Source organism: Pseudodesulfovibrio tunisiensis, from assembly GCF_022809775.1.
Classification (GTDB): Bacteria; Desulfobacterota; Desulfovibrionia; order Desulfovibrionales; family Desulfovibrionaceae; genus Pseudodesulfovibrio; species Pseudodesulfovibrio tunisiensis.
This window is the reverse complement of sequence record NZ_CP094380.1, coordinates 939,707-966,173: the sequence shown is the minus strand read 5'-3', so window position 1 is coordinate 966,173 and position 26,467 is coordinate 939,707. Positions and strand designations below refer to the sequence as shown.

Annotated in this window: 24 protein-coding genes; 9 read left to right on the top strand and 15 right to left on the bottom strand. The window is 59.1% G+C overall.

The features are described 5' to 3' along the window. Positions 1 to 40: 40 nt before the first annotated feature. The 9 genes from mfd (at position 41) to MPN23_RS04820 (ending at position 11,901) form a co-directional block, all read left to right on the top strand. Positions 41 to 3,517: a transcription-repair coupling factor gene (mfd, locus tag MPN23_RS04860; RefSeq protein ID WP_243546471.1), complete on the top strand. Its 3,477-nt coding sequence runs from the start codon at positions 41 to 43 to the stop codon at positions 3,515 to 3,517. Positions 3,518 to 3,526: 9 nt separating this feature from the next. Next, positions 3,527 to 4,624 (top strand): peptidylprolyl isomerase, encoded by a 1,098-nt coding sequence (locus MPN23_RS04855; RefSeq protein ID WP_243546470.1) that lies wholly within the window; start codon positions 3,527 to 3,529, stop codon positions 4,622 to 4,624. A 103-nt stretch (positions 4,625 to 4,727) separates the two neighbouring features. Further along, positions 4,728 to 5,699, top strand: a complete 972-nt coding sequence (locus MPN23_RS04850) for a SurA N-terminal domain-containing protein (RefSeq protein WP_243546469.1) — start codon at positions 4,728 to 4,730, stop codon at positions 5,697 to 5,699. A 3-nt stretch (positions 5,700 to 5,702) separates the two neighbouring features. Further along, positions 5,703 to 6,665: a helix-turn-helix domain-containing protein gene (locus MPN23_RS04845; protein ID WP_243546468.1), complete on the top strand. Its 963-nt coding sequence runs from the start codon at positions 5,703 to 5,705 to the stop codon at positions 6,663 to 6,665. A gap of 25 nt (positions 6,666 to 6,690) precedes the next feature. After that, positions 6,691 to 7,455 carry a DNA repair protein RecO gene (gene recO / locus MPN23_RS04840; protein ID WP_243546467.1) on the top strand — a complete coding sequence of 255 codons (765 nt, stop codon included), beginning with the start codon at positions 6,691 to 6,693 and terminating at the stop codon, positions 7,453 to 7,455. A 13-nt stretch (positions 7,456 to 7,468) separates the two neighbouring features. Then, positions 7,469 to 8,338 (top strand): glycine--tRNA ligase subunit alpha, encoded by an 870-nt coding sequence (gene glyQ, locus MPN23_RS04835; protein WP_243546466.1) that lies wholly within the window; start codon positions 7,469 to 7,471, stop codon positions 8,336 to 8,338. 33 nt (positions 8,339 to 8,371) lie between these two features. Next, entirely contained in the window at positions 8,372 to 10,480 is a 2,109-nt protein-coding gene (gene glyS, locus MPN23_RS04830) for a glycine--tRNA ligase subunit beta (protein ID WP_243546465.1), read from the top strand. 128 nt (positions 10,481 to 10,608) lie between these two features. Then, on the top strand, positions 10,609 to 10,872 hold the full coding sequence (gene rpsT / locus MPN23_RS04825; RefSeq protein WP_243546464.1) for a 30S ribosomal protein S20: 264 nt from the start codon (positions 10,609 to 10,611) through the stop codon (positions 10,870 to 10,872). Between the two features lie 180 nt (positions 10,873 to 11,052). Next, positions 11,053 to 11,901 carry an ABC transporter substrate-binding protein gene (locus MPN23_RS04820; RefSeq protein ID WP_243546463.1) on the top strand — a complete coding sequence of 283 codons (849 nt, stop codon included), beginning with the start codon at positions 11,053 to 11,055 and terminating at the stop codon, positions 11,899 to 11,901. A gap of 70 nt (positions 11,902 to 11,971) precedes the next feature. Here MPN23_RS04820 and proC read toward each other — a convergent pair whose 3' ends face one another. From proC to MPN23_RS04745, 15 genes are all read right to left on the bottom strand, one after another. Next, positions 11,972 to 12,769: a pyrroline-5-carboxylate reductase gene (gene proC / locus MPN23_RS04815; protein WP_243546462.1), complete on the bottom strand. Its 798-nt coding sequence runs from the start codon at positions 12,767 to 12,769 to the stop codon at positions 11,972 to 11,974. Further along, complete coding sequence (ndk, locus tag MPN23_RS04810; protein WP_243546461.1) at positions 12,770 to 13,192, bottom strand: nucleoside-diphosphate kinase; 423 nt, start codon at positions 13,190 to 13,192, stop codon at positions 12,770 to 12,772. A 69-nt stretch (positions 13,193 to 13,261) separates the two neighbouring features. Next, on the bottom strand, positions 13,262 to 14,056 hold the full coding sequence (locus MPN23_RS04805; protein ID WP_243546460.1) for an ABC transporter ATP-binding protein: 795 nt from the start codon (positions 14,054 to 14,056) through the stop codon (positions 13,262 to 13,264). Beyond that, positions 14,053 to 14,952, bottom strand: coding sequence for an ABC transporter permease (locus MPN23_RS04800; RefSeq protein ID WP_243546459.1), 900 nt, complete (start codon positions 14,950 to 14,952; stop codon positions 14,053 to 14,055). The genes MPN23_RS04805 and MPN23_RS04800 overlap by 4 nt, the downstream gene beginning before the upstream one ends. A 104-nt stretch (positions 14,953 to 15,056) precedes the next feature. Next, positions 15,057 to 16,007, bottom strand: a complete 951-nt coding sequence (locus MPN23_RS04795) for an ABC transporter substrate-binding protein (RefSeq protein ID WP_243546458.1) — start codon at positions 16,005 to 16,007, stop codon at positions 15,057 to 15,059. 117 nt (positions 16,008 to 16,124) lie between these two features. Beyond that, on the bottom strand, positions 16,125 to 17,102 hold the full coding sequence (fliM, locus tag MPN23_RS04790) for a flagellar motor switch protein FliM (protein ID WP_243546457.1): 978 nt from the start codon (positions 17,100 to 17,102) through the stop codon (positions 16,125 to 16,127). 340 nt (positions 17,103 to 17,442) lie between these two features. After that, entirely contained in the window at positions 17,443 to 18,690 is a 1,248-nt protein-coding gene (locus tag MPN23_RS04785) for a divergent polysaccharide deacetylase family protein (RefSeq protein WP_243546456.1), read from the bottom strand. Between the two features lie 18 nt (positions 18,691 to 18,708). After that, positions 18,709 to 19,995 carry a S41 family peptidase gene (locus MPN23_RS04780; protein WP_243546455.1) on the bottom strand — a complete coding sequence of 429 codons (1,287 nt, stop codon included), beginning with the start codon at positions 19,993 to 19,995 and terminating at the stop codon, positions 18,709 to 18,711. A 41-nt stretch (positions 19,996 to 20,036) separates the two neighbouring features. Further along, positions 20,037 to 21,134, bottom strand: a complete 1,098-nt coding sequence (locus tag MPN23_RS04775) for a murein hydrolase activator EnvC family protein (RefSeq protein ID WP_243546454.1) — start codon at positions 21,132 to 21,134, stop codon at positions 20,037 to 20,039. Then, entirely contained in the window at positions 21,131 to 21,787 is a 657-nt protein-coding gene (locus tag MPN23_RS04770) for an endonuclease III domain-containing protein (protein WP_243546453.1), read from the bottom strand. Before MPN23_RS04770 ends, MPN23_RS04775 begins: the two co-directional genes overlap by 4 nt. A 1-nt stretch (position 21,788) precedes the next feature. After that, positions 21,789 to 22,649 (bottom strand): 50S ribosomal protein L11 methyltransferase, encoded by an 861-nt coding sequence (prmA, locus tag MPN23_RS04765; protein WP_243546452.1) that lies wholly within the window; start codon positions 22,647 to 22,649, stop codon positions 21,789 to 21,791. Between the two features lie 81 nt (positions 22,650 to 22,730). Then, complete coding sequence (locus tag MPN23_RS04760) at positions 22,731 to 22,943, bottom strand: hypothetical protein (protein ID WP_243546451.1); 213 nt, start codon at positions 22,941 to 22,943, stop codon at positions 22,731 to 22,733. 61 nt (positions 22,944 to 23,004) lie between these two features. Then, positions 23,005 to 24,213 (bottom strand): aspartate aminotransferase family protein, encoded by a 1,209-nt coding sequence (locus MPN23_RS04755; protein ID WP_243546450.1) that lies wholly within the window; start codon positions 24,211 to 24,213, stop codon positions 23,005 to 23,007. Between the two features lie 17 nt (positions 24,214 to 24,230). Continuing rightward, entirely contained in the window at positions 24,231 to 24,689 is a 459-nt protein-coding gene (dut, locus tag MPN23_RS04750) for a dUTP diphosphatase (protein WP_243546449.1), read from the bottom strand. 168 nt (positions 24,690 to 24,857) lie between these two features. Beyond that, positions 24,858 to 26,465, bottom strand: a complete 1,608-nt coding sequence (locus MPN23_RS04745) for a sodium:solute symporter family protein (protein ID WP_243546448.1) — start codon at positions 26,463 to 26,465, stop codon at positions 24,858 to 24,860. Between the last annotated feature and the right edge of the window lie 2 nt (positions 26,466 to 26,467).

The following is a 26,467-nucleotide window of genomic DNA, read 5'->3' as shown; positions in this document are numbered from 1 at the left end:
AAGGGCGGTTTTTCTTTTTTCCCACAAACACTATTCAGTTATGGCAATCGTTTTTCCCAAAGAGGCCGCCGAGTTCCTTTCCGGTCGGCTCAATTCACTCCGCATTTTCAAGAGCGGTCCCGGAACGCAGGCCCTGTTCGCGCAGACGCTGTTGTCGCGCGGCAGGAATTGCGTTGTGGTCGTGCCAGGTGCCCGAGAATTTCGGGAGACCCGTGCCCTGCTGGGGCTCATGGCCCCGGGCAAGGCCGGAGAAGCTCCGGTCTGGGAGCGCGGTTGGGCCGTGTTTCCGCCGTATCTTCCCAAGCAGCCCGATGCCGAAGCCTGGGGCGAGCGCTGGGCCGCGCTGTATTCTCTGGAATACGGACGCAAGCCGTGCGGCGTTCTTCTGACCGTGGACAATCTGCTGCCGTACTGGCCGCCGCGCCGCATCTTGCAGGGCAACTGGATTTCCCTGTCCAAGGGGGACGACATGTCCCCGGAACTGCTCATGGAGCAGGCCGTGGCCTGGGGCTATACCCGTCGCAAGCTGGTTTCCGGCTGTGGAGACATGGCCATGCGCGGCGATATTCTGGACATTCACGCTCCGGGCTATCCCATGCCGCTTCGTCTGGAATTCTTTGGCGATACCCTTGAGGGCGTGCGACTTTTCGATTCGGCCACGCAGCGGTCCAGAACCGAGCTCGACGAGGTGGTGATTCTGCCCGTGGCTCCGGGCATGGGCATGGAGCCCTGTGCCGGGCAGGCCCGGGAACACTGGTCCAGACTTCGTACCACCGGGGAAATCAGTTCTGCCGAGGAGCATCATCTTGGCGAACGGCTCGAAGTCGGGGACGGCAACATCTGGCCCGGCCTGTTCTACTCGGATCGAGGCGGGCTTGAAGACATGTTTCCGCCGGATGCCGCGTACATTCTGGCTTCGGGCGAAGTTCTGCGTTCCCGTCTGGAGGATGTGGAGCAGGGATGGCGCGACGCCTTGGAGGCCGAGACGCGCGAGAGCGGCATGAAATGGCCGCTGCGGTTCATCTGCCGGACCGAGGAGAGCGCCCGCAGCGTGTGGCGCGACAAGCCGCAGGCCGTGTTCGAGGATTTGACTTTGGGGTCGGACCGAATGGGGATCGATCTTCCCGAGCAGGCATATTCGGATTTCGGAGACATTTTCTGGAAACCGGAAGCCGCGCGGCGTCCCTGGGCCGTGCTCATGGCCGCTCTCGGGGAATGGGCAAGGGAGCAGGGGCAGACTCTGCTCAGTTTCCGCTCCGAGCGGTCCCGCAGCAAGTTTCTGTCCCTTGCCGAGCAGGAAGGGATTCCCATGTCCCTCGAGTATTCATCGGACGGCAAGGGCGTGTTTGCGCTGGTGTCTCCGTTTCGGGCCGGCATGGAGTTCTCCTGGTGCGGTTCGCGCATTCTCGGCGAAAACGTGCTTCAGCCCGAAGCGCCGCGGGAAGGTGCGGCCAGAACCGGTGCCTTCAAGGGCATGGATCGGTACGACGATCTGTCCGAGGGGGACCTGCTCGTGCACCGCGATTACGGTCTGGCCCGGTTCGGTGGGTTGCACAGCATGAACATCGGCGATGTGTCCAACGACTACCTACTGCTGTTTTTTGCCGGGGACGACAGGCTGTACCTGCCTGTGGACCGGCTCAATCTGGTGCAGCGGTTCAAGGGGCCCGAAGGCGCGGCCCCGGTCCTTGACAAGCTGGGCGGTTCCCGCTGGGCCAAGACAACCGCCCGGGTCAGGAAGGCCATCGAGAAGATCGCCATGGAACTTGTGGAGATGTATGCGCTCCGCAAGGTGTCCAAGGGATTTTCCTACGGGCCGCCCGACGAGATGTATTCGGAATTCGAGGCCACGTTCGGATTCGAGGAAACTCCGGATCAGGAACGCGCGGTCAATGACGTGTTTCGGGACATGGAGAGCAGCGAGCCCATGGATCGTCTTGTCTGCGGAGACGTGGGCTTCGGCAAGACCGAGGTGGCGCTTCGTGCCGCATTCCGGGCTGCGCTCGAAGGGCGACAGGTCGCGCTGCTGTGTCCGACAACCGTGCTTGCGGAGCAGCACTACCAGACTTTCGTGCGCCGCATGGAGGGGTTTCCCGTCAGGATCGGCATGCTCAGCCGGTTCGTGCCCAGAAAGCGCCAGCGTACCGTGCTGGAAGCTGCGGCTCGGGGGGAAGTGGATATTCTCATCGGCACGCACAGGCTGCTGTCCAAGGACGTGGCCCTGCCCAACATCGGTCTGCTCATTCTGGACGAGGAACAGCGTTTCGGCGTCAAGCACAAGGAAAGGCTCAAGCAGTTCCGGAAGAACATCGATGTGCTGACCCTGACTGCCACGCCGATTCCGCGTACCTTGCAACTTTCGCTTTCCGGCATACGTGGGCTGTCCGTCATCGAGACACCGCCTCAGGACAGAAAGCCCGTGGAAACCGCGCTCATCACCCGGGACAAGCATACGCTCAAGGGCGTTCTGGAGCGGGAACTGGAGCGCGGCGGACAGGTTTTCTGGGTCTACAACCGCGTCAACGGGCTGGAACGCGTGGCCGAATACGTGAAGGAACTTGTGCCGGACGCCCGGGTGGGCATGGCGCATGGGCGCATGACGGAAAAGGCGCTTGAGGAGGCCATGCGCGGATTCTGGCACGGAGAACTTGATGTGCTGGTGTGTACCGCCATCGTGGAATCCGGTCTGGACTTTCCCAATGCCAATACCCTGATCGTGGATCAGGCCCAGCTTTTCGGGCTGGGGCAGCTCTATCAGCTTCGGGGCCGCGTGGGCCGAAGCGATCGGCAGGCCTATGCCTATTTCGTGGTTCCGTCTCTGGACGACATCTCCGAACTCGTGCGCAAGCGGTTGCGCATCATTCTGGAGATGGACTATCTCGGGGCTGGATTCAAGGTGGCCATGGAAGACCTTCGGCTCCGGGGAGCCGGAAACATCCTCGGCGAAGCCCAATCCGGCCAGATTGCCAAGGTGGGGCTTGATCTCTTTCTGGAAATGCTTGAGGAAGAAGTACGGCGCATTCGGGGCGAAGCCAGCAACCGGGCCACGGACCCGGAGCTCAATCTGGTCTTCGAGGCGCATATTCCGAGCGACTATGTGCCGGACCCGAGAGAGCGTCTGCGCTATTACAAGGCGTTGTCCTCGGCCCGCGACGACCGGACTCTTGTGGAACTGGAGGCCGAACTCAAGGATCGTTTCGGCCATCTGCCCGAAGTGGTGGAGGTCTTTGTCGGCGTGCTTCGGCTCAAGCAGACGCTTTCGCGACTTCAGGTGGAGCGCGCCGAGCTGTATCCGGCCAGAATCGTGCTGACCTGGGGCAAGGACATCGACGCGGTGTCGCCGCAAAAGCTGGTGCGCTGGGTCGATGAACGAAGCGACCGGGCCAGAATGCTGCCGCCAGCCAGACTGGAAATCCGTTACGGGGATACGTGGTCGGTCCGGCATGCCCTGGAACAGACCGCTGTTGAACTCGAATTCCTGCTGGACGTCCCGGACGCTCCGGCCATTGAACAATAACGAGGGCGTATGCTGCGCAAATATCTTCTTTTTTTCTGCATGGCCGTGGTGCTTTCCGCATGCGCGGACGATTCCGAGGATATCGGGATCGTGGCCCGGGTGAATGACAGCCCGATCTATCTGTCCCAGTTGGAATTTCAGCATGACCAGTATCTTTCCGACGTGACCGGAAGCTATGTCCCGAGCGTGGAAAAGCTGCGTGACGAGTATGGAAGCATTCTGGGTGATCTGATTGTTCAGGAACTGGTGCTCCAGAATCTGGAACAGGACGGACTCGGCATTACCGACAAGGAGATGGTTGATGCCGAGGACAAGGTTCGGGCCGATTATCCGGACGGAGCGTTCGAGCAGGTTCTTGTCGAGGAATACATCGACCTCAAGTCGTGGCGGCGGCAGCTTCGCTACCATCTGGCCATGAACAAGTTCTTCCAGCATGTGCTGCGTCCGCGGATCAAGATCGACTACAAGGAGGCCGAGCAGTACTATCGGGATCACATTTCCGAGTTCTACCTGCCCGAGGCCATGAAGATTCTCGTGGTGCGCGGGCCGAGCCGGGAGATCGTGGAAAAGGCGGTGCACACGTTTCTCAAGGAAAAGGACCGCGAGGCCCTGACCGTGGGCTTCGGTGAGGTGGAAACCCGCGAAGTCGTGGTGCGCGAGGGACGTTTGTCCGCAACGTGGCGCAACGTTCTGGCCGATCTGGAACCGGGACAGGCCTCGGACGTGCTGACCGAACGGTTCGGCTTCGAGGCACTGGTCCTGCTGGACCGCAATCCGGCCAAGGTGCTGGAACCGGCTCAGGCCTATCCGCTGGTCGAGGAATCCCTTCTGGAAAGCAAGCTTCAGGCCGCCTTTGCGGAATGGCTGGACAAGGTTGTTGCCCAGGCGAGGATAGAGGTCAGCGAACATCTTCTGGAACAGGCGGCGCAGCAGCAGGCTGCCGGAGACATGATTCAGGACGAGGAAGTCCTGCAGCAGCCGAGCCCTGCGACCGATGAAGATCAGGTAGCTCCGGAGGATTCGGAAAGCGGAGACCAGGGCGCTGAGGGCGACAAGCCCGAGGCCGTCGGAGCCGATCAGCCGGACGAGCCTGCTGAAAGCCAGTGATCCATAGACGTTGCATACTGCGTGCAAACCGTCTAGACTATCTGCGATTTGGTGTACTGAAAGCGAGACTTATATTCCGGCTTGGCCGGGTATGGGAGTTTGAATGATATTGAGAGTTTTGCCCGCGCTGATTCTTGCATTGGCATTTACCGGAGCACAGGCGTGTGCCGAAGAGTTCGTGTACGACCGCATTCTGGTCAAGGTGAACGATGGCATCATCACCAAATTCGATCTGGATCAGGAGATGAAACCCGTCTACGCCCAACTCAAGGGCCGTGTCCTGTCTTCTGCCGAAAAGAAGCAGCTCGCCAGGCTGCGTCGCCAGATGCTGGACAAGATGGTTCAGGACAGGCTGATGGATCAGGAGGTCGCGCGGTTCGGCGTCACGGTCGATGAAAAGGACATTGATGACGAGATCCGCCGCATTTGCAAGAAACGCGGCATGAACGAGGACGAGTTCGGCGAGGTCGTGAAACAGGACGGCCTGACTCTGGACGAGTTCCGCGAACGTCTTGGCGAGATTCTCAAGAAGCAGCAGCTTCTCAGCCACATGGTGTCTCAGAAGGTTGTTGTCACGGACACCGAGATTCAGGAAGCGTATGAGGCCGACAAGGATGCTTATGTTCTTGAAAAGGCCATCGATCTTGCGATAATAATGCTTCCGCAGGATGTGGCGGCCAAGGAAGTGCGCAAGCGTATTCTCGATGGCGAGATGACTTTTGCCGAAGCTGCGGCCAAGTACTCGGTTGGACCGGCCAGTGAAGAGGGCGGCGCCATTGGCGAGGTGGAATGGTCCGCCATTGCCGATGACTGGAAGGCCGCGCTTGAGGGCCTTGAGGCAGGCGGCGTTTCCGAACCGCTCATCGTGCAGGGACGCGAGGCGCTTCTGGAGTTGCGCAAGGTTGCGGAAGACCGCATGGTTCCCTTGGAGGAAGTCAAGGACGAACTGTATCGCAAGCTTCTCGAACAGAAGCATCAGGAAGTTTTTGACGGGTATTTTCAGGATTTGCGGCGGCGTTCCGTCATCGTATACATGGACGACACCAATGCCGGCCCCGAAACGGCAACGGAGTAGCATATGAATTTTGAGGAACTCGGCCTGACGCTCAAGCGTCAGCGTGAAACGCTCGGATTGACGATCGAAGAGGTCATGGAAGCGACGAAGATCAGCCGTCGCAACATCGTGGCCATGGAGACAGGGAATCGCGATGACCTGCCGCATCCCGTGTATACCAAGGGATTCGTGCGAAGCTATGCCCGATATCTCGGTCTTGATGCCGAGGAACTGTGCATGGTGGTCGACCGGGATTTCCAGTTTGGCGAGGATGAACCGCTGGAACAGCCCTATGATGTGTCTCCGGGCGCGGAAAAGGCGTTTCACGAACCTGTCCGTCCCAAGGGGGAATCCCGGAAAGGTTCGTGGATGACGTTTCTGATCGTGCTCATGCTTGTCGGCGTGGTCGTGTATCTGGTCGTGAACCTCAACAAGTCGGATGACTCCGTGCCCACGGCGCCTCCCGTGACGATCGAGGAGACTGCGCCCGAGGCTGCGTCTACCGAGCCCGATTTCGCGTCCGACAGTGCCGCCGCTCCTTCGGAGGGCGTCGAGGGGTCCGCCGGACAGGAAATGCCGGAAGCTTCCGCGGTTCCCGAGGCGGAACAGCCTGTGCCTGAAGTGGAAGCTGTGCCGCAGGCACAGCTTCCTGCGGCTCCGGTTCAGGCCGCAGCCGGAGAAACTGTTGATGACGAGGATGAAACCTCCGGCACGGAAGAGGATCAGCCCAAGTATGCGCACATGATGGTCATCACTGCCACCTCGGACAAGGGATGCTGGGTTGGCGTGTGGCGCGGCGATGCAGAGCGGATGGCTCGGGATTTCGTGCTCAAGAAGGGGGAACCCCTTCGGCTCATGTTCAATACGCCCCGCCGTATACGCATTGGCAACGTGGCTGGCGTGACCGTGACCTACAATGGCGCTCCCTATTCCCTTGATGATACCAAGGGCAACATTCAGACGCTTCGGTTCGGATATTCCGACTGATCCCGGTCTGACGGAAACGGCTGACATGGCCATGGTCTCCACCGAAAAAGCTGTTGTGCTCAAGGTGGGCAAGTTCAAGGAAGCGGATTGCTGGGTCCGGCTTCTGTCTCCCTCCAGGGGAATTTTCAATGCCTTTGCCTTCGGCGGCTGCCGGAGCCGGAGGCGTTTTTGCGGATGCCTTGATCCGCTCAATCTCGTGCTGTTTTCCATCGGGGCAAATCGATCCGGTTCCTATTCCGTGCTTGAGGAAGGTTCGCTGCTGAATGCCTATCAGACAGTGAAGACCGATCCTGCCCGAACCGGGATTGCGGTGAATTGTACGAAATTTCTGGAAAAGCTTGAACTCGATGCGCAGGCCGCCCGTCCGGTGTTCGAGTTGGCTGTGGAAATGCTGAACGCGGTGGAGCAGGGCGGGGTCGGGCTGGAAGCCATGCCCTGGATGTTTCGCATCAAGTTGGCTTTCGAGATGGGCTATGCCCCGAGTTTTGTGGAGTGCGGGCTTTGCGGCTCCGAAGTGGGCAATGAATCCGGGTATCGATTCTCCGTGGAGCGCGGTCAGGTTGTGTGTCCCGCTTGTCATTCGGCCGGGAAATCGGTAGAGGGTTTTGCTCGCCCGGTTACTGCGGGGGCGTTGCGCGTTCTGGACTGGATTCACGACAGTCGTCCGGCTGAGTGGAGCCGGGCCGCGCTGTCCGCGAAGATCGGTCGCCAGTGCCGCCAGATGGCGGAGCTGTTTGTCGCGTATCACCTGGGTTTGTCCTGGGAAAACGGATTTTATAAACAGGTTTGAGTTGGAGCAAAGAATGTATTTTCAGGATGTCATCTTGAAGTTGCAGGAATTCTGGGCGAGCCGCGGTTGCGTCATTGTCCAGCCCTACGACATCGAATGCGGAGCGGGTACCTTCAACCCCTCCACTTTTTTTCGCGTCATCGGTCCCGAACCCTGGAAAACCGCGTACGTCGAGCCTTCCCGCAGGCCCACGGACGGCCGCTACGGTGACAATCCGAATCGGCTCCAGAACTTCAACCAGTTTCAGGTGATCCTGAAGCCGTCCCCGGACAATGTTCAGGAACTGTATCTGGAGAGCCTCGCCGCATTGGGCATCGATGCTGCCGAACATGACATCCGTTTTGTCGAGGACGACTGGGAATCTCCGACTCTCGGAGCCTGGGGCCTTGGCTGGGAAGTCTGGCTCAACGGCATGGAGATCACGCAGTTCACCTATTTCCAGCAGGTGGGCGGCATTGATCTCAAGCCCGTGAGCGCGGAAATCACCTACGGCCTTGAGCGCATCTGCATGTACCTTCAGGAAAAGGAATCCGTGTACGATCTGGACTGGAACGCGAACGTGACCTACGGCAACGTGTTTCACCAGAACGAAGTGGAGATGTCCAAGTACAATTTCGATTATTCGAATGCGGACATGCTCTTCGATCTGTTCGACAAGTTCGAGGCGGAATGCCTGAATCTCTGCGAGGAGAGCCTGCCGTGGCCCGCCTACGATTACTGCCTCAAGTGTTCCCACTCCTTCAACCTGCTGGATGCCAGAGGAGCCATTTCCATTACCGAACGGGCCACCTACATCGCCCGTGTTCGCAATCTGGCTTCCCGGATCGCCCATCTCTACGCTGCGCAGCGCGAGGAAATGGGCTACCCCATGCTGAAGAAGTAACCGCCGGAATTTTTTAGAGAGAAGAGTAGAACAATGGCCGAATTCATACTGGAAATCGGGACCGAGGAAATGCCTGCCCGTTTCGTGCCCAAGTTGGCGGCGGAACTGGAAAGCGTGTTTTCCGCGCTCCTTGGCGAGGCAATGATCGAAAACGGCGGTGTGGACACCCATGCGACCCCGCGTCGCATTGTGGCCCACGTGGCCGACATGGCTGAAAGCCAGCGTACCGAAGAGGAAACCGTGACCGGACCTCCGGCACGCATTGCCTATGACGGCGACGGCAACCTGACCAAGGCCGGACAGGGCTTTGCCAAGACGCAGGGCGTGGCCGAAGGTGACCTGTTTCGCATGGAAACGCCCAAGGGCGAGTATCTGGCCGCCAAAAAGATCGTGGGCGGCGGCAAGTCCGTGGACATCCTGAGCGGAATTTGCGTCAAAAGCATCGAATCCCTGAGTTTCCCCAAGAAGATGAGCTGGGGAGACTATGATTTCACCTTTGGTCGTCCCGTGCGCTGGCTGCTGGCCCTGCTGGGCGACGAGGTCGTGGATTTCTCGGTGGAGAATCTGGTTTCCGGTCGCGAGACCCGGGGACATCGCGTCATGGGCGCAGGACCGTGGACCGTGAACTCCGCCTCCGAATATTTTTCCGTCATCAGTGACAAGTGCAAGGTCGTCATCGATCCCGAGGAGCGCAGGAAGCTCGTCGTGGCCGAAGGCAACAGGCTTGCCGAAGCTCTGGGCGGCAAGGTGGTCTGGAAGGACTCCCTGCTGGAAGAGGTTGCCAATCTCGTTGAATTCCCCAAACCTCTCATTGGCGACATTGATCCCAGATATCTGGAACTGCCCCGTGAAGTGCTGCTCACTTCCATGCAGTCCCACCAGAAGAGCTTCGGCATCGAAGGACCCGACGGCAAACTGCTGCCGCACTTTCTGACCACCTTGAACCTTGAGCCGCGCGATCTGGCTCTGGTCAAGAAGGGGTGGGAGCGTGTGCTCAAGGCTCGACTGGAAGACGCGGTGTTCTTCTGGGAGGCCGACTGCAAAGTGGACATGAAGACCTGGCTGGACAAGCTGGACAAGGTCGTGTTCCTCGGTCCCCTGGGCAGCATGGGCGACAAGACCCGCCGTATCGGTTCCCTGTGCGAAAAGCTGGCTGCGGCTCTTGGCGAGTCCAAGGGCATCCTGCCCGGCGAAATCGAGAAGTATCGTACCGCAGGCCGTCTTTCCAAGGCGGATCTGGTGTCCGAGATGGTCAACGAGTTCGACTCGCTTCAGGGCGTCATGGGCGGCATCTACGCCGAGCGCACCGGAAAGGGCGAAATCGTTTCCAAGGGCATCTACGAGCAGTATCTGCCTGCGGGAGCGGACTCCCCGGTTCCTTCCAGCCTGTCCGGTGCTCTGGTGTCCTTGGCCGACAAGGCCGACACTCTGGCCGGATGTTTCGGGCTGGGCAAGAAGCCGTCCGGAGCCAACGACCCCTATGCGCTTCGCCGCTGTGCACTGGGCATTGCCCGCATCATCATGGATCACGGTCTCGACCTTGATCTGCGTACCGTGCTGGAATGGGCTCAGGCCGCCTATGTCGACGTGAAGTGGAAGGTTGCACCTGCCAAGGCTCTGGAAACCCTGATGGATTTCTTTGGCCAGAGGCTGCGTGCCCTGTTCACGGGCAAGGGGTTTGAAACCCGTGTCGTGGACGCGGCTCTTGGAGCCGGATTCAGCGACATCCGCACTTTCGAGAAACGCCTTGAGGCTCTTTCCGAATTCGCGGCCGGTGACGATTTCGAGCAGGCCGTGCTGACCTTCAAGCGTGCCGCCAACATCATCCGCAAGCAGGGTGACGAGGCTGGTCAGGAATTGACCGGGAGCTATGACGCGGAATTGTTCGAGGATGAACATGAAATCGCGCTCGGTTCCCTGTTGGAGGAGACTGCCGCCCGGTTCGCCGAGCTGTGGGAAAATGATGATTTCCCTGGTCTTCTCGGCATGTTGCGGGAACTGCGTCCCACTGTGGACGGCTTTTTCGACAATGTGATGGTCATGTGCGACAATGCCGCGCTCAAGCTGAACAGGCTGAATCTGCTCAAGGCGCTGGTCGACAGACTGAGCCGTCTGGCGGATTTCAACGCCTTGCAGGTCTAGCCCGACGTGACGGATTGTGCTAAAAAATGCTTGACAATTGTGGAAGAGTCCATATAAAGGGGCCTTCCCGTTTGGGTAATTCAAACAAAAACGCAATGAAATAACATACCAAGATCAGGAGAATCGTTTTGGCTAACCACAAGTCCGCCCTGAAGAGGCACCGCCAGAGCCTGGTGCGCAATCTGCGTAACCGGATGACCAAGACCCGCATCAAGAACTCCGTCAAGGCCGTTCGCCTTGCCGTGGAAGAGAACGACGCCGCCAAGGCCGCCGAAGCTCTGAAGGAAGCCACTTCCGTTCTGGATCGTGCCGCTACCAAGCGGGTCATCCACGCCCGTCAGGCTCAGCGCCGCATCTCCAGGCTGCAGCAGGCCATCAACAAGATCGCCTAGCCTGATCTAGCCGATATGGCTGTTCAGCCCGCCTTGCCCCGTGCAAGGCGGGCTTTTGTCGTGTGGTTTTTCGGACGGAATCCGGTGTCAAAAGGGCATGATGAATTATGTTCTTTTCGGCATAACTCGCGCAGGCTACATGATTGTCTCCACTGAAACCCATTTGGCGAGGAGTTGATCATGAAACGGTTGTTTGCGGTATTTGCGTGTCTGTTGCTGCTGGTTTCGGCGGCTCAAGCGGCTGATGTGGCCTGCAAGGCCAGTTATGGTTCCGGTCAGACTGTCTACAAGGTGGCAACAGGCAGTCCGGGCGAACTTGGATTGCTCAAGGAACTGGCTGACGTGTTCAATGCAGAGCACGACACCACGATGTGCTGGGTCAAGGCTGGATCGGGCAAGTCGCTGAAGCTGCTCCACGGCGGAATGGTGGATGCCTGCATGGTGCATGCTCCGGCAGCGGAGAAGCTGGCCATGAAGGACGGTTGGGCAGCCGGTCGGACCTTGATCGGCTCCAACGAATTCTACATTGTCGGCCCGAAGAATGATCCTGCCGGAATAGCCTCAGCCTCAAGCGCGGCCGAGGCGTATGCACGGATTGCCGATGCAAGAGCAAACTTTTTGTCCCGCGGCGACAATTCAGGAACGCACAAGAAGGAATTGGCCATCTGGGAAAAGGCCGGGATTTCCCCGAAAGGGGATTGGTATGTCGTGACCGGAGACTTCATGATGGCCACTCTGAAAAAGGCCGACAAGTCCAAAGGCTATTTCATGACAGACAGCAGCACATGGGTCGCGGGCAAGGCCGGAATGGCGAATCTCGAGGTTTTGTATCGCGGCGATCCCATGCTCATCAATGTCTATCATGCGCTGGCGCGGCCAGAAGGTGCGCCGAATCAAGCGTTGGCAATGGAATTCATCCGTTTTCTCGGATCGGACAGGGGGCAGAGCATAATCCGGGATTATGGCAAGACGGAATTCGGCGATGCCATGTACAATGATGCGGAGTACGCCAGACAGTACGATCACTAGTTCGGGACAGACAAATGAAAAGGGGAACCGCGCAATGCGGCTCCCCTTGATTTCGTCATTCGAACAGCGGCTATTCGCCGAGTTCGACGCTACGCAGGTACGCTTCGATGGCACCGTCGATGATGGTGCCCCGGACCGCATTGCGGTCAAAGTGCATCAGGCCGCGGATGGTGGTGCCTCCGGGGGAGGTGACCATTTCCCGTAGCTCGGCCACCGAGTGGTCGCTCTCCGCAGCCAGCTTTGCCGAACCGAGAAACAGCCCCTTGACCATGTCCACGGATTGCGGACGGGTCAGACCGAGGGAGACCCCGGCCTCGATCAGGGCTTCCATGAAGTAGAACACGTAGGCAGGACCCGAGCCGATCACGCCGGTGTAGGCGTCGAACAGCTTCTCGGACAGCTCGTGCACCGTACCGATTCCCTTGAACAGCTCGGGAATCGAGGTTTTCATGTCATCGGTCAGGGCGGCATCGTCCAGACACACCGCAAAGACGCCTTCGCCGACAAGGGCGGGCGTGGTGGGCATGACGCGGACGACAGGACAGGCATTGCCGGTCCATTCCCTGAACTGCTGGCTGGTAAGTCCGGCGCAGATGGAGATCAGGCACTTGGAGTCGTTCAACTCGGGCGCGATCTCCCTGACCACGGGCTCGGCATGTTGCGGCTTCACTGCCAGAAGCACGTAGTCGCACTTGCCGGCCATTTCCGCGGCATTGGTCTCCACCACGAGTCCCAACTCTTCGTGCAATTCGTCGAGCCGGGCCGTGTTGAGGTCGATACCGTGAATTTCAATATCGCGGGAGGCAAGGCCCCTGATAATGGCCGTGCCCATGTTGCCTACGCCGATAAACCCGATTTTCCTGGACATTTATCCCACCAATTCGTCTTCGTTGAAAAAGAAAGCCACTTCGTTCCTGGCGGTGTCGGGAGCGTCGGAACCGTGGCAGGAGTTATTCTGGATGTTCTGGCCGAACCGTGCGCGGATCGTGCCTTCCTCGGCCTGCTCGGGGTTGGTAGCACCCATGAGCTTGCGGTAGTTCTCGATGGCGTTTTCGCCTTCAAGGCAGGAAACCACGACCGGGCCGGAGGTCATGTATTCCACCAGCTCGCCGAAGAAGGGGCGCTCCTTGTGCACGGCGTAGAAGCCTTCGGCCTGCTCCTTGGACATGTGGATCATCCGCATGCCCTTGATCTTCAGACCGGCCTCGGTGATCATCTTGAGGATGTCGCCGATGAGGTTGCGTTCCACTGCGTCGGGTTTGATGATGGAAAAAGTGCGTTCGATAGCCATTGTGCCTCCGTAGCAAGTTGTTTGTTGAATCATATACACCAGCCGTGAGCCTCCGCCAAGGGAGGGCGGCTAACAGAGCAGCATCCGATCCGAAACCCCTTCCTCGCCCCTGAGTTCCGAGAAGCGGAACAGCAGGTCTTCGACCTTGAGGGTCTTTTTCTCCTCCCCACTGATGTCCATCACGATGGTGCCGCGATGGAACATGATGAGCCTGTTGCCCAGAGCAAGGGCCTGGTTCATGTTGTGGGTCACCATGAGGGCGGTGAGGTTCTGGGATTCCACGATTTCCTCGGTCAGTTCGAGGATCATGGAACCGGTCTTGGGGTCAAGGGCGGCTGTATGCTCGTCCAGTAGCAGCAGTCTGGGCCGGACCATGGTGGCCATGAGCATGGTCAGGGCCTGCCGCTGGCCGCCCGAGAGCAGGCCGGTGGCGGTCCTGAGCCGGTTTTCCAGACCGAGTTTGAGCAGGGAGAGACGGTCCCGGAAGAAGTCCCTGTCCTTGCTCTTTACGCCAAATCCCAGCCCACGTCGCTGCCCCCGTTTGAGGGCAAGGGCCAGGTTTTGTTCAATGGTTGCGTCCGCGCAGGTGCCCAGAAGCGGGTCCTGAAATACGCGGCCGATGAGCGAGGCGCGCTTGTGCTCGGGCCAATGGGTCACGTCGTGATCGTCCATGACGACCTTTCCGTCATCCAGAGGAAAACAGCCTGCAAGCGCGTTGAGAAACGTGGATTTCCCGGCTCCGTTCGAGCCGATGATGGTGATGAAATCCCCGTCCTTGATATCGAGATTCACGTTGCTCAGGGCAACGACTTCATTCACGTCGCCCTTGTTGAACGTCTTGCCGATGGATTCGATGCGGATCATTTGGCCCTCCCGGCAAGCACCTTCTTTTTCATTTTGGGCATGACCAGCGCGGAGACCACGAGAATCGCGGTAATCAGATTCAGGTCGCTGGGCGTGACGGAAAACGCCCCGAGCTTGAGACCCAGCGCAAGGGCGATGGCAATGCGGTAGATCACGGAACCGAGCAGAGCCGCAATGAGTGCCCGGGCAATGGTCCTGTCCCCGAACAGGGTTTCGCCGATGATGACCGAGGCCAGACCCGCGATGATGGTGCCCACGCCCATGTTCACGTCGGCCGCGCCCTGATTCTGGGCGACCAGTGCCCCCGAGGCTGCGACCAGCGCGTTGGACAGGCCCACGCCGAAAATGATGACGGTATGCGTGTTCACGCCGAGGCTGGTGATCATCTGCGGGTTGTTTCCCGTGGCCAGCACGGTCATGCCGATTTCCGTATGCATGAACCAGATCAGCACGGCCACGGCCACGGCGCAGATGATGCAGAAAAGAATCGGGGTGGACATGTATTGGGGCAGGCCGGAAAACGCGGTGAAGGAATCGACCACGGTATCCTTGCCCAGCAGGGTCATGTTGGGTTTGCCCATGATGCGCAGGTTGATGGAATAGAGCGAGATCATGGTCAGGATCGAGGCCAGCAGGTGCAGAATCCTGAACTTGGTGTTCAGGATGCCCGTGACCATGCCTGCCAGAAATCCGGCGCAGGAGGCCATGATGATGGCCAGCACCGGAGAATGGCCGTTGGTGATGGCTACGGCGGATACGGCCGCGCCCAAAGGCAGGCTGCCGTCCACCGTGAGGTCCGGAAAATCCAGAATCCGGAAGGTGAGATACAGGCCGAGAACCATGAGGCCGAAGGCGAAGCCCTGTTCAACGGCGCCGTAGAAAGCGTAAAGTGTCATGAGATGTCCTTGTCTGCCCGCATTGGAAAAATGAAAGAAGGCGCGTTGCGGACAACGCGCCTTTTAGCCTGTCTTGGAACAAGAAGCAATGCTCGGTGCCGGGCCTAGTCAATGACCACTTCAGCGCGCTTGAGCACGGATTCCGGCAGGGAAACGCCCATTTCCGCAGCAGCCTTTTTGTTGACGTGCAGATTCACCTTGTTGATGAATTCCACGGGGATGTCGCCGGGGGTGATGCCATCGGCAAGGATACGCTTGGCAATGTCCGCAGTCTGCACTCCCATGCCGTAGTAGTCAACAGCCACGGCCGCAATGGTGCCGCGAGCCACGGAGTCGGTGTCACCGGAGATCAGGGGCAGCCGATTCTGGCGGCAGACCTTGATGGCGGATTCCAGCGCGGAGACCACGGTGTTGTCCAGCGGAATGTAGATGGCATCGCAACGGCCCACAAGGCTTTTGGCGGCCTGATATACGCCACTGGAGTTGGCGATGGTGGCTTCCTCCACGGTCATGCCGAGCTTGGCGGCCTCTTCCCTGAGTCGGGTGACCAGAACCACGGAATTGGGTTCGCCCGCGTTGTAGATCACGCCGACGGCCTTGGCATCCGGCACGATTTCCTTGACCAGCGCGGCATGCTGATCCATGGGACTCATGTCGGACATGCCTGTGATGTTGGTGCCGCCCGTGTTGTTCAGGTCCTTGACCAGACCGGCGGAAACCGGATCGGTCACGCCCGTGAACACGATGGGGTGGTCCTTGATCTTCTGGGCCACGACCTGCGCGGATGGGGTGGTGATGGCCAGAACCAGATCCGGGGCCTCGCCCTTGATCTGGTTGGCAATCTGGATGTTGTTGGCCTGGTTGCCCTGCGCGATGTGCACGTTGTAGGTCGCGTCAAGACCCAATTCCTTGAGCCTGTCCATGAAACCCTGACGCATGGCATCCAGCGACGGATGCTCCACGATCTGATTCACGGACACGACATGCTGTTTTCCCGCAATGACGCTGCCTGCCACAAGCAGCACCGCCATTGCGGCGACGAGCAGTTTCTTCATGGGACTCTCTTGCCTCCTCATGGGGATGATATCATGAAATTTTGAACGTTGGGCAGGGGGAAGTCAAGCGCTTCAACGCTTTCCGTGCAAAAAAGGGGAGAGAGGAAAGGGGAATCGCTAGTAGCGGATTTCCTCTTCCTTCATGACCTGAAAGGATTTGTTGCCCTTGACCCGGCCGGGCAGGCCGTAGAACTTGCGCACGCCTTCGACCTCGGCTTCGAGGAGTTCATCTTCATCCGTGTCCAGCAGCAGGATGTCGCCTTCGCGCAAATGCAGAAGCTGGCGGCCACTGATCTTGGTCCGGCCCATGCGCACCACCATTTCCACCGGCGTTTCCATGAGGCGTTCCTTGAACCGGTTGATCCAGACGTGGTCCACTTCGAGTCGTTCGGACTGGAACGAGGCATGGAGCTTGGAACGGATGGGTTCCATGGTGGCGTAAGGCAGGCAGACGATCAGGGAACCGATGGCGTTCTCCAGCTCCACTTCGAAGGTGACCACTATGACCACGTCCGAAGGCGGTACGATGGCCGCGAACTGGGGATTGACCTCGGTGCGCACCATTTCGATGTGCACTTCGTGAACCGGTTTCCAGGATTCTTCCAGATTGGACAGGGCGATCTTGACCACGCGTTCCACGATGGCCTGTTCAATGGGCGTGAAGTCCCGACCTTCGACCTTGGGCTGGCTGCCTGCGCCGCCGAAGAAGTTTTCCACCAGAGCAAAGACCAGCCGGGAGTCCACCACGAGCAGGGCGTTGCCGCGCAACGGGTCCATCTTGAAGATGGAGATGGACGTGGGCACCGGCAACGAGCGCATGAAGTCCCCGAACTTGGACATGTCGATGGAGATGGGGTTGATGTCCACGCGTTTGCGCATGGTGTTGGCCAGCGCATTGGTGCACAGACGTGCAAAACGGTCGTTGACGATCTCCAGAACCGGCATGCGGCCGCGGATGATTCTGTCCTGATTGGCCAGATCGAACGCGACAACCCCGGAGTCGTCCTCCGGTATCTCGGTTTCGGTTTCGACGTCACCGCCCGAAAGCCCCCGCAACAGGGCATCAACTTCATCTTGTTCGAGAATCTTGCTCATGCGTCACAAAACCTTTTTCCGGTTCCGAATCGGGACCACTTGCCGTCGTTGTGACGGAATTCTGAATCCCTCGCAAACCAAAGCAAAAAGCGGGCCGTTGTGTCCGTCTTCTTTTTCGGTGTCTTGCCGGGATTCCTTAGGAAGTTCATTACACGCTGTCGGTGCCAGAGGCAATACCCGTCGCGTTTTGCTTTCGTGAAAAGGGCATTCTATCTATAGAAAGTCTAGAAAAAATCTAATATTGTTTCTATCTGTCTGAAATAAATTGGTTTGTTTCTGTACCTGTCGAGTTGCGTGATTTTGCCTTGTCAATGTTTCGTGCCGCAGGCCATTTGCCGGTTCAGGGGCGTTCCGGAGGCAGCGACGACAGGGAAACAATGGTTATTTTTCTGTCATGTTTTTTTGCCCAACTGCGCAGGGCTGCAAGGGTTTCCCGGTAGGGATGACCAATGGCGATGGCATGGCCTCGTTTCAGAGCGAGGCGTTCCGCCTTGCGAAGCTGGAGCACGATGGCTTCCGGGTCCTTGACATTGTCCAGAAAAACATCCCGCTCATAGAAGGGAACGCCGATCTTGGACGCGCAGATTCGGCCCACGCTTTTCGGTGTGGTCAGGCTGTCCAGAAAGAACAGGTTGCGATCGTGAAAGACCTGAAGCGCGGCGCACAATTCAGGGCTGTGCTCGGTCAGGCGCGAGCCCATGTGATTGTTCACGCCGATGGCTTTGGGGACCCGGTTCAGGTTGCGGGCAACAAGAGCCGTTATTTTGCTTTTGGTCATTCCCACGAAGAGAGCATCATCACCGGGGTCGACCTCGGGATAGCCGCGAGGTTCCATGGGGAAATGCACCAGCATGTCCTGATTCTCTCGTGAAATCAGGCTTATGGCGTCGTCCGTATGGCTTGCATTGGGCCAGACCGCATAGGTCAGGGGAATGTCAAGGCCGAGCAGCCCCTTGAGTACACCCATGTTTTCGCCCACGTCGTCAATGACCACTGCCACCTTGGGGCCGGGGATGATCTCTGGTTCCGCAACCGGATGGGAAGGAGCGAAAAACAGCTTGTGTGTGGGAATGCCGAAGATGGTGACCATGGCGCGGTCCTGTCCGGCTTCGGACAGCACAGCCTTTGGCGCACGGCTGGTCAGGTTGGCGCGGATGGCCTCCATGAACGCCTTGCGGTCGTCGGGAGAGGGCAGGGCCAGCTCCTGATAGTGGTAGGTGCGTCCTTCGTGGTGCCGCAGTTCCACGTCCTGAAGGTCGAGCTTGTCCATGCCGAGACCTGCGGCGCGCATGGCCTGAATGATGGCCAGATCCACCTGCTTGACGCGGTCTTCCAGATCGCTGCCGAGCTCGGCTTCGTACTGGCGGGGCTTTGCTGTGGGGCCGGGGACTGTCTCTTTCGGAGCGGATGCCACGGGAGCAGGCTCGGACGTGGGTGTTTTCAGGGCGAACCAGGCTATGGAGAGCAGCCCGGCCACGATGAGGGTGAAGAACAGGATAAGGGGACCGGGACGATAGAGCCTGCTGCGCAGGCTCTTCGTTCCGGTCCCCGTGGTCTCTTGCCGGTCTTCTGGCTGAAGGTCGGTCATGCCGGAGAGTCTCCCGGACTACTTGATTTCCTTTATCTTGGGCAGGGACTTGACCAGTTCCAGACCGAGGCGGAGCTGATTGTCGCGCTCCAGCATTTTTTCGGCCCTGTCGTCCTGATCCATATCCTGTGCCTTGTCCTTGCTGCCGTTTTCCAGATGGCGATTCAGGTCCTTTTCGCGCAGGGTGAAGTGCTCGCGCAGCTCCTGATCTTCATCCGAGGCCGGAGGCAGGAATTCCACGCGTACGTCCGGCTCGATGCCCTTGGCCTGAATGGAGCGGCCCTTGGGCGTGTAGTACAGGGCTGTGGTCAGCTTGATGCCTGCGCCGTCGGACAACGGGATGATGGTCTGGACCGATCCCTTGCCAAAGGAGCGTTCGCCCACGATCAGGGAGCGCTTGTGGTCCTGAAGGGCGCCGGCCACGATTTCCGAGGCAGAGGCCGAACCCGCATTGATCAGGGTCACCATGGGCACCGTCACGGTGCCTTGGGTGCGGGAAGCCATGAAATCCTTGCGGTTGGCTTCGTCCTTGCCCTGAATGTACACGATCAATCCCTTCTCCACGAAGGTGTCCACAACCGAGACAGCCTGTCCGAGCAGACCGCCCGGGTTGTTGCGCAGATCGAGAACAACACCCTTGAGCTCATGCTTCTTGCGGTAGGCTTCAAGCTTTTCGCGCATCTTGGCCGTGGTGGTTTCGTGGAATTTGGTCAGGCGCAGATACAGGTAGCCGTCTTCCAGCTCCTGGCTCTTGACGCTGACGATGGGGATGGTGCTGCGGGTGATGGCAACCTCGATGGGTCGGGTGCCGTCTCTGTGCAGGATCATCAGCTTGACCTTGGAGCCCTTGGGACCCCGGATGCGTTTGACCGCATCGATCAGGCCCATGTCGCGGGTCGATTCCCCGTCGATCTCCAGAATGATGTCGCCCGCCTTGAGTCCGGCCTTGAATGCCGGGGTATCCTCAATGGGGGAGACCACGGTCAGGCGACCCTGCTCCATGCTGATTTCAATGCCTATCCCGCTGAATTTTCCGGAGGTGTCTTCCTGCATTTCCTTGAAATCCTCGGCATTGAGGTAGGCGGAATGCGGGTCGAGCTCTTCGATCATGCCCTTGATGGAATTTTCGATCAGCTCTTTCTTGCTAACGGGTTGGACATAGTAGTGCTCCACCATGTCGAGTACCTGGCTGAAGCGTTTCAACGCTTCGAAATTCGCTGCATTGTCCGCGCCCACGACAGGGCCGGGCATGACGGTCAGGGTCAGCAGCAGGGCAAAGGATGCCAGCCAGAGGGTTTTGCGCATTTTTTCCTCCAGGAAACGAAAAATTGGGGGTCGGACTGCCGCTACTTTTGCGCAGTCAACCAGACTCTTGGATTAATTGGTTTTTGGTGAAAACGCAATTCAAAATACAGGCCGGGGCCGTTGGCCTTCGGGCAATATCCGGCTTTTCCTATGGGTTCGTCCTTTTCCACCTCCTGCCCCATGCGGACGTAGGAGTCCTCCAAGTAGGCATAAAGGCTGTAGTAATCATAGCCATGGTAGACGATGACCACCCGGCCGAAACCGCGAAGCGTGTCGTTGTGCACCACCTTGCCCCAGAACACGGAGCGCACGTCCGAGTTGGCGCCAACGCTCAGGGCGATCCCCCGTACCGGAGGCTTGGCGTTCGGAGCGAACCCCTCGACCACTCGCCCCTGTGCGGGCCATGGCAGGCTTCGCTTGTAGTAGGCGAACCGTTTGGTCTTCTGGGATTGCAACTGGTATTTGATGTCCTCGATAACCGACAGGATGGAGTTGAGTTCGGCTTCCGCGTCACGGCGTTCCTTGCGGATCGATCCGAGCTTGCCGCGCAGTGCGTACTTGTTTTTGAGCAGGGTGTCCTTGTTGCCGTTGATGCGGCCAAGCTGGATTTTCGCTTCCTCTTCCAGAATGCGCTGACGTTCAAGGTTGCGCGTGATGCGGTCGTAGTTGACACGGGCCTCCTCGAATTTGCCTTTTGTCGCGTCGTAGATATCGCTCAACCAGGCAAAGCGGCGGTCCAGCGAAGCCCAGTCCCCGATGCCCTGAAACTTGGCCCGGGTATTCTGCATGTGCACGGGCCACAGGGATTGGAGCAGGCCCCGGAGCTCGCTGTGGATGCGATCCTTTTCCTTCCTGAGGGCAAAATGTTCCTGTCGGGCGGCACGTTCGCTTTCCCGGATGTCGTTCAGTATCCTTTCCTGACTGCGAATTTTCCGCTGCAATGCGGCTATGTTGGATTCGATTCGGTCTATTCGGCGGGTGAGCTGCCCGGCAACGCGGTCGAGCTTGCGGACTTCCTGTTCCTTTCTGTCGGCCTTGACGTGCTCCTTCTGCAACGCCTCGGGAGAGACCTCCTCGGCCGAAGCGGGCCGGGAAAACGCCAGAAGCAGGGCAAGGAAGAGAAAAAGGGTTCGTTTCATGCGTCGTCGAGAAAAGGTTGGAGCGGGCATTGTTCGCAGAGCCCGGCTTTCTTTTTGCACCACTGATTGCCCACGCGTACCAGCAGGGCGTGAAATTCGTTGTACAGTGCCACATCTTCGGGCAGCGCGTCCATGAAAAGGGCCTGAAGTTCTTCGTAGGACACGTTTTCCTGAATCAGGCCATGGCGGTGGGCAATGCGTGCCGTGTAGGCGTCCACAACAAAGACCGGCATATCCAGCGCATACAGCAGAATGGAATCCCCGGTTTCCGGGCCGACCCCGTTGACCGACAGGAGACGTTCCCGAAGCTGGATCGGATCGCTTTCCATCAGCGATTCCAGATCAAAGGCGCATTCCTCGTCAAGAAAGCGCAGCAGGTTGTGAAGGCGTTTGGCCTTCATGTTGTAATAGCCTGCCGGACGAATGATTTCCGCGAGTTCCGGGACGGGCATGGCCAGCAGGTCGGGCCCGTTCAGCAGATTCCTGTCGTGCAGATTGGCCATGGCCCTGGTCACGTTCCGCCAACTGGTGTTCTGGCCGAGAATCGCGCCCACGATCACTTCAAAGCGGGTTTGCGCGGGCCACCAGCCGCTTGGCCCCAGCTCGGAAAGCAGGGTGTCATACATGGCAGTGAGCCGCGCAAACGTGCCCATGCTAGGCCCCCACCTTGCGCCAGATCAGACCGGCCCATTCTCCGTCGATGCGGATTTCCGGCTGGCCGATGCCTCGGCGGGCATAGGTCTGGGCAACCGCGTCCGCCTGTTTTTCCGCAAGGATGCCGGACAGGATCAGGCAGCCGCCGGGCTTCACATGGGGCAGAATGTCTCCGGCCATCTCGATCAGCGGGCCGGACAGGATGTTGGCCACGACCACGTCGTAAAATTCGTTTTCGTCAAGACTGTCCGCACTGGCAACGGCCAGTTCCATGGCGTCGGCCACGTCGTTGGCAGTCAGATTTTCCCGAGCGCATTCAATGGCCTGCGGGTCGATGTCCAGACCGATGCCGGTCAGGCCGAGCTTGCACAGTCCGATGCCCAGAATGCCGGACCCGGTGCCCAGATCCAGAAAGGTCTGGCCCTTGCGAATCAGTCCTTCCCCGGCCAGATCGCCGATGGCGGCGAGACAGACCGAGGTGGTGGGGTGGTGCCCCGTGCCGAACGCCATCTTGGGTTCGATCACGATGTGCATGGTCTCGTCGTCTTCCTCGTCAAGCCAGGGAGGGAGGATGCGGAAACGGTCGCCGCAGTTCACGGGATTGAAGAAGTCCTTCCAGGCCATGGCCCAGTTTTCGGATTCCTGTTCCGAATGGGTCACGCCGCAGTCCGGCCATTGGTTTCGGATTGCTTCGACGACTTCCATGCCGAGCGAGTGGTCTTCCAGAAAGATGGTGAAGCGCATGGAGTCGCCTTCAGGAGTTTCCTCCCAGCCGTGGGGCACCTTGGCCGTGATGAATTCTCCGGCGGCCTCGGCCTGGTCCGCGGGAAGCGTGAACTGAATTTTCAGCAGAGTGGGCATGTGAATCTCTCTTGGGTTCCGTAATTGCATGAAAAGGGCCGGGGAAGATTCCCCGGCCCGGATTTGCTGTTTCGGCGCGGGTCAGATCATGTGATCGATGAATCCGCCCTTGCCCGTATATTGGGAGTTCTGAACCGTTGTCTGGAAATCCTGCTGCTCGCGGGCCGACTTGACCTGCTGCGCCTGAACTTCCTCATCGGGAAGCTGGCGCGCGGGCTCGATTTCCTCGCGCTTGGCCTCATATCGGTTGGGCGCATATTCGCTCAATGGTTCAAGGGCGCTTATGTCGCTCATGCGAACTCCTTGTCCACAAACATAGGTGTTTCCGGGCAAGGGGTCAATGTCCGTGCTTCTGCTATGCTTCCGGTGAGGAAAGCACGTCGTCCAGAGCGGCCATGAAGGCGCGCACGTCGTCCCGCGTGATGGTCAGGGGCGGCACCAGCCTGAGAATGCGGCCCTGGGTCAGGTTGCAGATGAACCGGCGTTCCAGCAGGCCGTTCCACACGGGCTTGCCCTCCACGGACAGCTCGATGCCGAACATGAGGCCCAGACCGCGCACGCCCTGAATCTTGTCGGGGTGCCTTTCCTTGAGCTTCAGGGCCTCGGCCTTGACGAATTCGCCCATTTCGCGGGCGCGTTCGGCCATGTCCTGTTCGTTCATGATGTCCAGCACCTTGGAGGCCACGGCGGAAACAAGGGCGCCGCCGCCGAATGTGGTGGCATGGCTGCCCGGGGCAAAGCCCTTGGCGACTTCGTCCGTTGCCAGAACCGCGCCCATGGGCAGGCCGTTGGCAAGGGCCTTGGCCGAGGTGAATATGTCCGGGGTGATGCCGTAATGCTGGTGCGCCCAGAATTTGCCGGTCCGGCACATGCCGCTCTGCACTTCGTCCACGATCAGGAGCACGCCGTTTTTGCGGCAGATGTCCATGACCGCATTCACATAGGCCGGTTCAAGGGGACGCACGCCGCCTTCGCCCTGAACCATTTCCATCATGATGGCTGCGGTCTGCGGGGTTACTGCCTGTTGCAGCGCCTCGATGTCGTTGAACGGGACCGTGAGGAAGCCCTGCGGCAGCGGTTCGAAGCCGTCCTTGATCAGGCCGGTCTGACCCGTTGCCGTGAGCGTGGACAGGGTCCGGCCGTGAAAGGACCGGGCAAGGGTGATGATCTCGTACCGGTCCTCGTTGCGCACCTTGCGCATGTATCTGCGGGCAAGCTTGATTGCACCTTCGTTGGCCTCGGCGCCGGAGTTGCAGAAGAAAACCTTGTCCGCGCCGCAGGTGGCGACCAGCTTTTCGGCCAGTTCGATCTGCGGAGCCTGGTAGAACAGGTTGCTGGCATGCACCAGTTTCCGGGCCTGTTCCGCCATGACGTCGGCCAGGTCTTCCCGGCTGTGGCCAAGGCTGCAAACGGCTATGCCTGCAAGAAAGTCGATGTATTCGTTGCCGTCCAGATCATAGAGGCGGCAGTCCCTGCCGTGGGAAACGGCCACGGGATACCGGCCGTATGTGGAACAGATGACGGAATTTTCCCTCTTTACCATCTCGTCGAACTTCTGACTCATCGTGAATTGCCTCGGGGTTAATGTTTGCCTGTGGACCCGAAACCTCCGGCGCCACGGTCCGTGCTGTTCAGCTCTTCGGACCTGAGGATGTTCGCCTGGAAGCAGGGCATGAACACCAGTTGGGCGATGCGCTGTCCGCGCGTGATTCGTCGCTTCTCGCCCGAGGTGTTCAGCAGGGACACCTTGATTTCCCCTCGGTAGTCGGGATCGATGACGCCCACGCCCTGACTGACGGTCAGGCCTTCCTTTGTGCCCAGACCGCTGCGGGAATAGAGAAAGCCCGCAATGCCGGGTTCGCGGATTTCAATGGCGATTCCCGCGGGAATCGCTGCTCTTTCGCCCGGGCCGATTTCGATTTCATCGGCATCGATGCAGGCGCGCAGGTCCAGACCGGCGGAATGCTCGGTGGAGTAGCCGAGAGTGTTTTCCTCCCAGACTTCGTGCAGGAACTTAACCTTGACGTCGATCTTCTTCATGTCATCAATCCATGTATCTTGAGTTTCCAGAGGAAGTTGGTTTTCAACCTTATCCGCTTCGCTGTCAATGGCGGCTTGTGTCGAAACGGAAAAACATGAGGCTCCGGAACATCCGGCGGGAGAGGAATGCCTGGTGTCCCGGAGCCCTTCTGCGGGAATGCTGGCGGGTTATCCGATTCCCTCCCAGCAGGTTTGCAGATGCTTCTGCGCCAGTTTTCCGGTCACGAGACTGACTCCCACGGCAAGGCACAGAGACGCGGGCAGGGCAACCACGTTGGGGTCCACCCATTGGAGCAGCCAGAGCCATGAGCCCCTGGCCGCATCCGCCACAAGGGTGTCGCGGCCGATCAACGCCTTGCACAGACCGATGGACGCGGCTTCCTTGAGATGCACGAAGAGCAGCCAGAACATGGACAGGCAGAAGCCGCCGACCATGGAGGCCTTGGCTCCGGCCTTGGTCATGCCCTTCCAGTACAGGCCGAGCACGTATGCGGGCAGGAACGAGGCCGCACACAGACCGAAGAAGAAGGCCGTGGCCCGGGCAATGATGTTGCCGGGCAGGAGCCATGCCCAGACCAGCGTCATGACGACCGTGGCCGTGACTCCGATCTGATTGATCTTCATGGAAGCGCGCTCGTCCCGGGCCGAAAGGTACTGCTCGAAGAAGTCGCGCGCCAGTGATGTGCCACCCACATGATATTGGGAGCTCATGGTGGACATGGCTGCCGCGAACATGGCCACGAGAAACAGGCCCGAGAACCAGCCGGGCATGATCCTGTCAATGTAGATCGGGATGATCCTGTCGAAGTTGCCTTCGGCCATGGCAATGGAGATTTTGCCGAATTCCTTGAAGAATACAGCGTTGGAGAGTGCACCGACGCTGAAGGCCACGCCGGTCATGAGCAGGATGAACACGCCTCCGATGGCCACGGCACGGTTCAGTTCCCGGTCGGACGGCACGGTCATGTACCGGATGGCAAGCTGGGGCTGGGCCAATACGCCGATGCCCACGCCATATATAATGGTAGTGTAGATGGTCAGCCCGATGGGCGAGTTTGCCCGTGGTCCCTCGGTCCAGCTCGTGTTGCCGCCCAGTCTGAGTTTTTCCGGCATGAGTGCGGCCATGTCCGTCAATGTCTGGTGTGCTTCGGTCACGCCGCCGAGCATGGTGTAGGTGGAAACGAGCAGGATGACCATCATGGCCGCCATGATGGTTCCCTGAAACGAGTCCGTGTACATTACGGCCTTGAGGCCGCCCATGACCACGTACATGGCCACGATGCCGGTGACCACGATGAGCCATGAGCCGTAGGACACTGCCGGGATCGCCACTTCCAGCATGCGGCAGATGCCGATGAGCACGGCTGCGGCGTATACCGGGATGAACAGGAAGATGACGATGCCGGAAAACTGCTGGATGAAGCGCGAGGAATAGCGTTTGCCGAGCAGTTCGGGGAAGGTGTGGCTGTTCAGGGCGAGTCCCATGCGTCGAGTGCGTTTGCCGAAAAAGACCATGGCGATGAACACGCCGACAAAGATGGTGAGAAAGGTCAGCCAGAGCAGGGAAAAGCCGAACAGTCCGGCCACGCCGCCGAATCCGATGATGGCCGAGGTGGACACGAATGTCGCGCCGTAGCTCATGGCCATGATGAACGGATTCATTTCCCGGCCTGCCAGCATGTAGTCCGTGGACTGCCGGGTTTGACGCCATGCCTTGTAGCCGAGATGGAATATGACGCCAAGGTAGAGGAGAATGCCGATGACTTTACCTGTCATGA